This is a genomic window from Cupriavidus basilensis (assembly GCF_029335485.1).
GTDB classification, from domain to species: Bacteria; Pseudomonadota; Gammaproteobacteria; order Burkholderiales; family Burkholderiaceae; genus Cupriavidus; species Cupriavidus basilensis_E.
In genome coordinates this window covers 1-11,124 of sequence record NZ_JARJLM010000665.1, presented here as the reverse complement: position 1 = coordinate 11,124, position 11,124 = coordinate 1, and the positions used below count along the sequence as shown (strand labels likewise).

The 11,124-nt window shown below is 68.4% G+C and carries 10 protein-coding genes; 7 read left to right on the top strand and 3 right to left on the bottom strand.

What is annotated here, in order from left to right; translation table 11 throughout:
• Window positions 1–109: 109 nt before the first annotated feature.
• From P3W85_RS40990 to P3W85_RS40980, 3 genes are all read right to left on the bottom strand, one after another.
• Window positions 110–1,351, bottom strand: a complete 1,242-nt coding sequence (locus P3W85_RS40990; RefSeq protein WP_017230645.1) for a cation:proton antiporter — start codon at window positions 1,349–1,351, stop codon at window positions 110–112.
• 203 nt (window positions 1,352–1,554) lie between these two features.
• The gene (locus tag P3W85_RS40985) at window positions 1,555–2,331 is read right to left on the bottom strand and encodes a hypothetical protein (RefSeq protein ID WP_276269021.1); all 777 of its coding nucleotides are present in this window, start codon (window positions 2,329–2,331) and stop codon (window positions 1,555–1,557) included.
• 159 nt (window positions 2,332–2,490) lie between these two features.
• On the bottom strand, window positions 2,491–3,429 hold the full coding sequence (locus tag P3W85_RS40980; RefSeq protein WP_276269020.1) for a LysR family transcriptional regulator: 939 nt from the start codon (window positions 3,427–3,429) through the stop codon (window positions 2,491–2,493).
• Between the two features lie 146 nt (window positions 3,430–3,575).
• Here P3W85_RS40980 and P3W85_RS40975 point away from each other — a divergent pair, with 146 nt between their 5' ends.
• The 7 genes from P3W85_RS40975 to P3W85_RS40945 all read left to right on the top strand — a co-directional run.
• On the top strand, window positions 3,576–4,547 hold the full coding sequence (locus P3W85_RS40975) for a tripartite tricarboxylate transporter substrate binding protein (protein WP_276269019.1): 972 nt from the start codon (window positions 3,576–3,578) through the stop codon (window positions 4,545–4,547).
• 85 nt (window positions 4,548–4,632) lie between these two features.
• Complete coding sequence (locus P3W85_RS40970; protein ID WP_276269018.1) at window positions 4,633–5,403, top strand: PIG-L deacetylase family protein; 771 nt, start codon at window positions 4,633–4,635, stop codon at window positions 5,401–5,403.
• Complete coding sequence (locus P3W85_RS40965) at window positions 5,400–6,113, top strand: 4-carboxy-4-hydroxy-2-oxoadipate aldolase/oxaloacetate decarboxylase (RefSeq protein WP_276269017.1); 714 nt, start codon at window positions 5,400–5,402, stop codon at window positions 6,111–6,113. The genes P3W85_RS40970 and P3W85_RS40965 overlap by 4 nt, the downstream gene beginning before the upstream one ends.
• 117 nt (window positions 6,114–6,230) lie before the next feature.
• Window positions 6,231–7,181 carry a LysR family transcriptional regulator gene (locus P3W85_RS40960; RefSeq protein ID WP_276269016.1) on the top strand — a complete coding sequence of 317 codons (951 nt, stop codon included), beginning with the start codon at window positions 6,231–6,233 and terminating at the stop codon, window positions 7,179–7,181.
• Window positions 7,182–7,399: 218 nt separating this feature from the next.
• Window positions 7,400–8,827 (top strand): FAD-dependent tricarballylate dehydrogenase TcuA, encoded by a 1,428-nt coding sequence (gene tcuA / locus P3W85_RS40955; RefSeq protein WP_276269015.1) that lies wholly within the window; start codon window positions 7,400–7,402, stop codon window positions 8,825–8,827.
• Window positions 8,814–9,986, top strand: a complete 1,173-nt coding sequence (gene tcuB / locus P3W85_RS40950) for a tricarballylate utilization 4Fe-4S protein TcuB (protein WP_276269014.1) — start codon at window positions 8,814–8,816, stop codon at window positions 9,984–9,986. The genes tcuA and tcuB overlap by 14 nt, the downstream gene beginning before the upstream one ends.
• Before the next feature lie 186 nt (window positions 9,987–10,172).
• The coding region (locus tag P3W85_RS40945) for a Bug family tripartite tricarboxylate transporter substrate binding protein (RefSeq protein WP_276269013.1) at window positions 10,173–11,124 on the top strand (952 nt) is incomplete at its 3' end.

Genomic DNA, 11,124 nt, shown 5'->3' with positions numbered 1-11,124 from the left:
CCGGGCCGTCAGGCGGCAATCGGGGACTGCGCCCCGTTCGCCTCGATGATCCCCGCAATCCGCCGTGGCGAGCACGTCAGCGCCCGCGGGCAGCGGCTACAGGAGGCGACTAGGCCTGCCTGGCGCTCAGGTGCCTGACCAGCCGGCCCAGCGTGGTGGCCTGGATCAGCAGGCTGAACACCACCACCAGGTAGGTCACGCCGATCAGCATCTCGCGGCCATGGAAGTCCGGCAGGGACAACGCCAGCGCGATCGAGATGCCGCCGCGCAGGCCACCCCAGGTCATGATGGTGGCCGAGTGCGGATTGAGCCGGCGGAAGTTCTGCAGGGCCAGCAGCGGGATGGCCACGCTGATGCCGCGCGCCACCAGCACCACGGGAATTGCCGCCAGCCCCAGCCAGACGATATGCAGTTGCAGCGACAACGCAATGATCTCCAGTCCGATCAGCCCGAACAGCACCAGGTTGAGCAGTTCGTCCAGCAAGCCCCAGAAGTTGAACAAATGCTCGCGGGTCTTTTCCGACATCGACTTGGTGGCGCCGTGGTTGCCGATCACCAGGCCCATGATGACCACCGACAGCGGCGCCGACACGTGCACCACCTCGGACAGGCTGTAGCCGCCGGTGGCCAGCGCCAGCGTGATCAGGATCTCGACCGGATAGCTGTCGATGCCGCGCAGCAGCAGCGAGGCCCCGTAGCCGAGCACGGCGCCAAGCACCAGGGCGCCCAGCACTTCGCGCACCAGCGCGACCGCCACATGCGAGGCGGAGAACTCGGTGGCGCCCGTAGCCAGTCCCACCAGCGTCAGGAAGGCCACCACCGCGGTGCCGTCGTTGAACAGCGACTCGCCTGCGATCTTGGTCTCCAGGCTCTCCGGCGCGCCGGCGCTCTTGAGCACGCTCAGCACGGCGATCGGGTCGGTGGGGGAGATCAGGGCGCCGAATACCAGGCACCACAGCAGGCTGATCGGATGGCCCAGCCACTGCGCCACATAGTAGAAGCCGCCTCCGACCGCGGCCGTGGAAATCACCACGCCCACGGTGGCCAGCATGACCACGGCCCGGCGCTGGCGGCGCATGCGCGAGAGGTCGACGTGGAGCGCGCCGGCAAACAGCAGCAGGCTCAGCAGGCCATGGAAGACAATGTCGGAGAAATCGATCTGTGCCACCAGCTTGCGGGCCTGGGCGACCATTTCAGGGTGGTTGAAGCCGAGGATGGACACGCTCAGGCAGGCCACCAGTCCAACGGCGGTAATGCCCAGGGTGTCGGGCAGTTTGATAAAGCGGTAGTTGATGACGCCGAAAATGGCGATGAGAGTGAAAAGGGCGCCAGTCCCTTGGAAAACAGTCATGCGGGGGTTTTCTCCTTCGTTGCGGGCAGCAATGGCAGGGTGGGCCATTGCCGACGGTTGACATGTGGGTTTTGTACCACATTCAAGAGGCCGGCATCCTGGGAAATTTCATCAGAGGCGTTGCGGCGGCAGGCAATGACTTGCCGCCGGTCGCCGGCGCGGGGCGGGGGCGGCGGGCTGTCTCAAGCCAGGCAGCCGAGGCGCTACCCCACGCCGAGTATCCAGCCCTCCAGCGCGGCGACCTGGCGCTCCGCGTGGGTCAGCGGCGGATTCAGGTAGCGCTCGAGGACCCCTCTGCCGGCGGTTTCCGCAAGCCAGCGTGCCGCGGCGTACGCGTCCTGCTCGTCGGCCGTCCGGTCCGCCCGCGGATAGCGCTCGCGGAGCATCGGCGAGCAGACTTCCGCGATGACCGAGCTTTCGCGCTCCGGCAGTTGCCAGCCATCGAACGGCCAGATATGGATGCGATCCTGCGCTTGTCCTCGCAGGTGGCGCAGCCAAGGGATGCCGGCGTGCGTCGACATGGCGTTGGACCCCTGCACGTCGAACTGGAACGCGCCCTTGGCCCAGCAGGTCCAGCGCTCGCACAGGCGTAGCTCGTCGGACCTGCCGATTGGCAGCGCTTGCAGCGGACCATTGCGATCCACGCAGGCATCCGGCATGCCGCTTGTACAGCGCTGCTGGAAATGGTCCAGAAATTCAGGCCAGGTCCGCAGTTGGTGCCGGTCAAGGTAAGACTTGGGGAAGGAAAAGCCGTGGTCGATGCCGACCAGGAGCCGCTGGCCAGAGGCAACCTGCGCCAGCAGCCATTGGGCGACAGCCCTGCGCGACCAGATGCCACGGTGCGCTTGCGCGTCGGCTGGATTGCGGATGGCATGCGGCTCCTGGCCGGCAGCGGCGGCAAACACCTGAAGCCCGCGCAGCAGGCTGTCCGGTGTTTCGGCACCGGAATAGTCGATGCCGATGTAGAGGTCGAAATCCATGATGCGGATACCCGGGGAGGGCGGCACGCGCCCGGCTGATACCCGTATCTCTATGCCCGATTCGGCTTGCGCGCAACGCGCAAGGGCGGGCTTCTGCGGCCAAGGCCACATAAGCGGCAATGCCTGCGGCGTCCCGGCAACTTCCTGCCGAGGCAGGATTCAGAAGAACGCCAGAAACCGCCGCATGATGGGCGAAAGCGCGCCAGCGCGATGCGCCACCAGTATCCGGCTGGCCGCATCGGGACCGGCCAGCGGGCGGTAGGCCACACCCGGAATGCCGGTGCGGGCATAGATCTCTGGCAGCACCGAAACGCCTGCGCCGCTGGCCACCAGGCCGATGATGGTGGTGGCCTCGCGTGCCTCCTGGGCGATGCGCGGGGCAAAGCCCGCGCGGTTGCACAGCGTGGTGACGTGGTCGAAGAGCCCGCAGCCCAGCCCGCGCGGGAATAGCAGGAAGGGCTGGCCGGACAAGGCACCGATGTCGAGCGGCGCGGCGCCTGCGTGCGCAGCGGACGCGGCCGCGTGGTCATCGGCGCCGCCGTCGCCATGCTCCAGCCCGGCGAGCCCGTGCGCGGCGGGCAGCACGGCCATCAGGCGGTCGGCCAGCACTTCGCGCACGGCGATGCTGGCGGGCGGATAGAACTGCGGTGACGGCCGCAGGAAGCCGATATCGATCTCACCCCTTTCGATTCCCTGCAATTGCTGCCCGGTGGACATATGCACCAGCTCCAGCATCGCGCGCGGGTGGCCGAGCCGGAACTGCTGCACCGCACGCGGAAAGGTGTCCTGCATCGGCACCGAGGCGGTGAAGGCCACCCGGATCTCGCCGGCCTCGCCGGCCGCCACCTGCTTGACGACCTCGCGGGCCTGCTCGAGGTTGCCCAGCGCCGCCCTGGCCTTGTCCAGGAACAGGGCGCCCGCTGGCGTCAGCGCCACATGGTGGCGTGAGCGGTCGAGCAGGGGACTGCCGAGTTCGTCTTCCAGGGCCTTGATCTGGGTACTCAGCGGCGGCTGGCTGATATGCAGCCTGCGCGCGGCCTCGCTGAAGCTCAGCGCTTCGGCCACGGCGACGAAATAGCGGAGTTGGCGGAAGTCCATGGGTCAAGTCAGCAAGTCAGCACGTCAGACAGTGTCTGGTTATAGCAATCTGCAATAACCGAGGGGTCGAAAACATATTGGACAGTATCACAAGCCCTGCGCAGAATGCACACAAACGATTTCAACCCGACACGCCGGAGACAAGAATGCTGCGTCGACCTTACCTTGCCGGCTTGCTGGCTGCCGCGCTGTCGCTGGGCGCCGCCACCGCCAGCGCCGAAACCTACCCGGCCAGGCCGATCCGGCTGGTGGTGCCCTATGCAGCCGGCGGCGGGGTGGATATCGTGGCCCGCTCGGTCGGCCAGAAGATGAGCGTGCTGCTCAGGCAGCCAATCATTGTCGACAACCGCCCGGGCGCCAGCACCAATATCGGCATGGAAGCCGTGGCCAAGGCCGCGCCGGATGGCTACACCATCATGATGGCCTCCAACAGCCTGGCCACCAATGCCGCGCTGTTTGCCAGGCTGCCCTTCGATCCGGCCCGGGATTTCACGCCGGTGGCGCGCGTGGGGCAGGCCTCGCTGGTGCTGGTGGTGCCGGCAAAATCCAGCGTGACGTCGCTAAAGGGGCTGATCTCCCAGGCGCAAGCCCAGCCTGGCAAGCTGAGTTACGCCTCGGCCGGCAATGGCAGCTCCGGGCACCTGGCCGGCGAGCTGTTCAAGGAGGCCGCGCACATCGACGTGCTGCATGTGCCCTACAAGGGCGGCGCGCCAGCCATCACGGACCTGCTGGGCGAACGCATTTCGTTCATGCCGATCAACCCGCTCGAGGTGGTCATGCATATCCGCGCCGGCAGCCTGCGCGCCATCGCGGTGGCGAGCGACCAGCGCACGCCGCTGCTGCCCGACGTGCCGACCTCGCGCGAGCAAGGCCTGCCCGGCTTCACTGCCTCGGTGTGGTGGGGCCTGATCGCGCCGGCCAAGACGCCGCCGGCCGTGGTCCAGCAGCTGAATGCCGCCGCCAATGCCGCCCTGGCCGATCCCGACGTGCGCAAGCAACTGGCGCAGCTGGGCGTGACCATCCTGCCCGGCACGCCCGAAGCCTTTGGGCAGTTCGTGCGCAATGAAACCGCTACCTGGAACGGCGTGATCCGCAAGGCCGGCATCACGGCCGACTGACATTGAGGCCGCGGCCGGCCGCACGGATGCCAGATGGCACATACCGGCCACAGCCATGAACACAAGCCATCCCACGGGAATCTCCATGTCCGCCTTATCCTATATCCAAGCCCCGGCCCCCGCGGGGGCATCAGCCTCGGCCAGCCGTCCCGCCGTGCTGGTGGTCAGCGCCCATGCCGCCGACTTCGTCTGGCGCGCCGGCGGCGCCATCGCCCTGTACGCCGAGCGCGGCTATGACGTCAAGGTCGCCTGCCTGTCCTTCGGCGAGCGCGGCGAATCCGCCAGGATGTGGCGCCAGCCGGGCATGACGATCGAGCGCGTCAAGGCTGCGCGGCACGAGGAGGCGCAGCAGGCCGCCGACATTCTCGGCGCCACGCTCGAGTGCTTCGACCTGGGCGACTATCCGCTGCGCGTGACTGATGCAGCGTTGCTGCGCCTGGCCGACCTCTACCGCGCATTGCGGCCGGAGGTGGTGCTGAGCCACTCGCGCGAGGACATCTATAACTTCGACCACCCGCTGGCCACCCACGTGGCGCAGGAAGCGCGGGTCATTGCCCAGGCCCACGGCTACAAGCCGGAGGTGCCGGTGATCGGCGCGCCGCCGGTATTCCTGTTCGAGCCGCACCAGCCCGAGCAATGCAACTGGAAGCCCGACGTGCTGCTCGACATCTCCTCCGTGTGGGAGAAAAAGCAGCGCGCCTTCGCCACCATGGCGGCGCAGGAACATCTGTGGGCGTACTACACCCGCGTGGCGCTGCAGCGCGGCGCCCAGGCCACCCGCAATTCCGATCGCCAGGTGACGTACGGCGAAGGCTATGCGCGCGTGTTCCCGCAGGTGTCGGAGAGCCTGGCATGAAGACCATCGCCTATCGCAATATCCTGCGCGCCGGCGCAGCGGAGATCGAAGCCCTGGGTGCTGCCGGCGTAGCCACCGTGCACGAGGCGCAGCGCCGTACGGGGCTGATGAAGCCCTATCTGCGTCCGGTCCAGTCCGCCGCCGCCATCTCTGGCAGCGCCGTGACGGTGTTGATGCATCCCGGCGACAACTGGATGATCCACGTCGCGGTGGAGATGGTGCAGCCCGGCGACGTGCTGGTGGTGGCGCTGGTCAGCGACTGCACGGACGGCCTGTTCGGCGATCTGCTGGCCACCTCGCTCAAGGCGCGCGGTGCGCGCGGCCTGGTGATCGACGGCGGCGTGCGCGACGTGGCGACGCTGAATGCGATGGGTTTCCCGGTCTGGTCCAGGGCGGTCTCGGCGCAGGGCGCGGTCAAGGAGACCGTGGGCGCGGTCAATGTGCCGGTGGTCTGCGCCGGCGCCCATGTGCGTCCCGGCGACGTGATCGTGGCCGATGACGACGGCGTGGTGGTGGTGCCGCGGCCGCTGGCTGGCGAGACCGCGCGCCGCGCGGCCGAGCGCGGCGCCATGGAAGAGGGCAAGCGGGCTACGCTGGCCTCCGGCGTGCTGGGCCTGGACATGTACCGGATGCGCGAGGCCCTGGCCGCCAGGGGCCTGGCCTACTCGGACCAGGCCGTGGACTGGTACAGCGGCTTCGACGAGGCCTGATACGAGGCCTGCTTGCAACATGCCCCCGGCGCGCCCGCATCTGGTATAAGCGACGCAACAAGAATCCAGACCTCGGACCACGCCGGCGCGGCGTGGCCGGCCTCGCGGGGGAGCCAGATGGAACTGCGCCAGCTTCAGTATTTTGTCCGGGTGGTCGAGCTCGGCAGCATGAGCCGCGCCGCGCTCGATCTCGATATGGTGCAGTCCGCCATGAGCCAGCAGATCAGCCGGCTGGAGGGCGAACTCTCGACCCGGCTGCTGCGCCGGACCACGCGCGGCGTGACCCCTACGGAGGCGGGCCTGGCGTTTTTCCGCGAGGCTCAACTGGCGCTGCGCCACGCCGAGCAGGCCAAGCGCGCCGCCCATCATGCGCGGCTTTCCGGTACCGTCAGCGTGGGCCTGGCGCCCACCACCGCCTCGGTGATCGGCGTGCCGCTGATGCGCGCCATGCGCGAGCGCTATCCCGATGTGCGCCTGCATATGGTGGAGAGCCTGTCGGGCCACCTCAGCGCCATGCTCAATGCGCGCCAGCTCGACCTGGCGGTACTGTTCGACACCCATGTGGCGCGTCGCTGGAGCGTGACGCCGCTGCTGGAGGAAACCCTGTTCCTGATCCGCTCGCGCAAGGCGCTGCCCGCCGGCGTCGATGCCGATGTCCCCGCGCGGCTGCGCATGGCGCAGTTGCGGGAGGTGCCGCTGATCATGCCCACCGGCCTGCACGGGCTGCGCAGCACCCTCGATGCCGCGTTTGCCCGCGTGAAGATCGTGCCGCAGGTGGTGCAGGAGGTGGATTCCCTGGCCATGCTGATGGACGCCGTCGATCTCGGGTTTGGCGCCACCCTGCAGCCCTGGGCGGCGGTGGGGCGCTATGCCGATGCGCAGGCGCGTTTCCACCTGGCCGAGATCGCCGATCCCAAGGTGCGGCGGCAGAATGTGCTATGCAGCCTGTCCGACGATGAGCTTTCGCCCGCCGCGCTGGCCTTGCGCGTGGTGCTGGCCGATTGCGCCCGCGAGCTGGTGCGCTCCGGCGCCTGGCGGGGCGCCCGCCTGCTGGGGCCGGAGGGCTGAGGCCGAGGGCCGGGAGTATTGGGGGCTCGGTATCACGATTCGTGATACCCCCATGCGATCCCGGGCCTTAGCAGGAGGCCGATGGGCCGGTACAGTGCCGGCATCCCCACCGGAACCTTCATCGTGTTTTTCATTCCTCGAATCCGGAAACCAATCCGGAAGCCAATCCGGAAGTCGTCCGCGCTGATTTCCCGCCGCCTTGCCGGAGGCGCCCGCCCATGATCGACGTCCTGGTCATCGGCGGCGGCAACGCCGCCCTGTGCGCCGCCCTGATGGCGCGCGAAGCCGGCGCCAGCGTGCTGCTGCTGGAGGCGGCCCCGCGCGAGTGGCGCGGCGGCAATTCCCAGCACACCCGCAACCTGCGCTGCATGCACGACGCGCCGCAAGACGTGCTGATCGAGGCCTATCCCGAAGAGGAATACTGGCAGGATCTGCTCAAGGTCACCGGCGGCCTGACCGACGAGCGCCTGGCCCGCCTGGCGATCCGCGCCTCGTCCAGCTGCCGCGACTGGATGCGCAGCCACGGCGTGCACTTTCAGCCGCCGCTGTCGGGCGCCCTGCATGTGGCGCGAACCAACGCCTTCTTCATGGGCGGCGGCAAGGCCCTGGTCAACGCCTACTTCCGCAGCGCCGAGGCGCTTGGCGTGCAGGTGCGCTACAACGCCCCGGTGGACGCCATCGAGCTGGACGGCGAGCGCTTTGTCGCGGCCCGCATCGGCAGCGAGCGCATCGCGGCGCGCAGCTGCGTGCTGGCCGCCGGGGGCTTCGAATCCAACCGCGCATGGCTGCGCGAGGCCTGGGGCCGGAACGCGGACGGCGACTGGCCGGCCGACAACTTCCTGATCCGCGGTACCCGCTTCAATATGGGTGTGCTGCTGAAATTCATGATCGAAGCGGGTGCCGACGCCATCGGCGATCCCTCGCAATCGCACTGCGTGGCCATCGACGCGCGCGCACCGCTGTACGACGGCGGCATCTGCACCCGGGTCGACTGCGTCTCGCTGGGCGTGATGCTCAACCGCAATGCCGAGCGCTTCTACGACGAAGGCGAGGATTTCTGGCCCAAGCGCTACGCGATCTGGGGCCGGCTGGTGGCCCAGCAGCCGGGGCAGATCGGCTATTCGATCATCGACGCCAAGGCCATGGGCCGCTTCATGCCGCCGGTGTTTCCGGGCGTGCGTGCCAATACGCTGCCCGAACTGGCCCGCCAGCTGGGGCTGGACGACGCCACCTTCGTGCGCACCATCGAGCAATACAACGCGGCCTGCCGCGTCGGCACCTTCGACCACACCGTGCTGGACGATTGCCATACCGAGGGCATCGCGCCGGCCAAGACGCATTGGGCGCGGCCCATCGACACCGCGCCGTTCTTCGGCTATGCGCTGCGTCCCGGCATCACCTTTACCTATCTTGGCCTCAAGGTGAACGAGCACGCCGCCGTGCACTTCGGCGGCAAGCCCAGCGCCAACCTGTTCGTGGCCGGCGAGATGATGGCCGGCAATGTGCTCGGCAAGGGCTATACGGCCGGCGTCGGCATGGCCATCGGCACCGCCTTCGGCCGCATCGCCGGCACGCAGGCCGCCGCCGCCGCGCTCGGGCGGCCCAGTCATGACGATATCGGGGAAAAGCAGCATGCAACATCTTGAAGCGCTGACGCGCGAAGCGGCGGCGCTGGCCCAAGGCGTGCTGCCGCTCACCGGGGACGAAGCCGAGGTTGGCCGCGTCATGCAGATCTGCAATGCCTGCCGCTATTGCGAAGGCTTTTGCGCCGTGTTTCCGGCCATGACGCGCCGGCTGGAGTTCGCCAAGGCCGATATCCACTACCTGTCCAACCTGTGCCACAACTGCGGTGCCTGCTACCACGCCTGCCAGTACGCGCCGCCGCACGAGTTCGCGGTCAATGTGCCGCAGGCCATGGCCAAGGTGAGGGCACAGACGTATGCCGACTACGCCTGGCCTGGCGCTTTCGGCGGCCTGTACCGCCGCGCCGGCCTGGCCACGGCACTCGCGCTGGCGGCCGGGTTGGTGTTGTTCCTGGTGCTGGCCGTGGCCATGCGCGGCAGCCTGCTGCACGCGCCGCTGGCTGGCAACTTCTACGCCATCTTCCCGCACAACCTGCTGGCGGCGATGTTCGGTGCGGTGTTCGGCTTCGCGGTGCTGGCGCTGGGCGTGGGCGTGACGCGCTTCTGGCGCAAGGTGTCTCCCGGCGAGGTCGAGGGGGAAGCCCGCGGCCCGGCCATCGGCGGCGCGGCGCACGACGCGCTGCGCTTGCGCTACCTCGACGGCGGCCATGGCCAGGGCTGCAACAACGCGGACGATGCGTTCACCCTGTGGCGCCGGCGCTTCCACCATTTCACCTTCTATGGCTTCATGCTGTGCTTTGCCGCCACCGCGGTGGCCACGCTGTACCACTACCTGCTGGACCTGCATGCGCCCTATGCGCTGGGCAGCCTGCCGGTGCTGCTCGGCACCGCCGGCGGCATCGGCCTGCTGATCGGCCCGGCGGGCCTGCTCTGGCTCAACCTCAAGCGCGATCCGCGCACCGGCGACGCGGCGCAGAAGCCGATGGACCGCGGCTTCATCGCGCTGCTGTTCCTCACCAGCCTGAGCGGCCTGGCGCTGCTGGCCTGGCGCGATAGCGCCGCCATGGCGCTGCTGCTGGCGCTGCACCTCGGCGTGGTGATGGCGCTGTTCCTGACCCTGCCTTATGGCAAGTTCGCGCACGGCATCTATCGCAGCGCGGCGCTGCTGAAGTGGAATATCGAAAAACGCCGGCCCGGTAACCTGGCGCTCGGCTCGGACTGAACTTCGCCGTCACGGCGGCTCCGCAGGCCAGAGCCGCCATCCCTCGCCTCGCGACGTGCCGCCCGGTTCGCCGGCATCGTGCGCCGGCGAACGCCCCGCATTGCCACCGGCACGCGCGCCGGACCCGCTATCCCGATCCCCACTCGAATCATCGATAGGCATCATCGATATAAACAGGAGACAAGAATGAATCGAATCTGTACTTTTGGCTTGGCGGCGTGCGCGCTGGCGGCCAGCATGCTGGCGCCGCCGGCCCGCGCCCAGGCGTATCCGGCCAGGCCGATCACGCTGGTCGTGCCGCACCCCGCGGGCGGGACATCGGACATTCTCGCCCGCACCGTCGCCGCGGAGATCGGCAAGACCCTCGGTCAGACCGTGCTGGTGGACAACCGTGGCGGCGCCAACGGCACCATCGCCGCCAAACAGGTCGCCCAGTCCGCGCCGGACGGCTACACCTTGCTGCTGGCCACGGCCAGCACCCACGGCATCAACCCCACGCTTTACCGGAAGATTTCCTATGATGCCGTGAAGGATTTCGCGCCGGTTGCGCTGCTGGCCACCGTGCCAAATGTGCTGGTGGTAGGCAAGGGCGTGCCGGCCGGCAATCTGCCGGAGTTGACCCGCTACCTCAAAGCGAAGGCGGGCGGCGCCAATATGGGTTCGGCTGGCGCGGGCACGCCGGGGCATCTGGCAGGTGAGATGTACAAGGATGAGACGGGGCTGTCATTCCTGCATGTGCCCTACAAGGGTGGCGCGCCGGCCATTACGGACCTGGTCGGTGGCCAGATCGATTTCATGTTCACCACGGTGCCGGCGGTGCTGCCGCATATCAAGGCGGGCACGGTACGGGCGCTGGCCGTGACTTCGCCGGCGCGCAGCACTGCGTTGCCCGCCGTGCCCACCATGGCGGAATCGGGGCTGCCGGGTTTCCAGGCCGTATCCTGGCATGGGGTGGTGGCGCCCGCCGGCACGCCGCCGGCCGTACTGGACAAGTTGAGCAAGGCGATTGCGGCAACGCTGCTCGTGCCCGAGGCAAAGAAAAGGCTGGCGCAGGAGGGCGCCGAAGCCAGCACGCTGAGCCGGGCCGAGTTCGGCAAGTTCATTGTCGCGCAGATCGGCGCCTGGGGCAGCGCGGTCA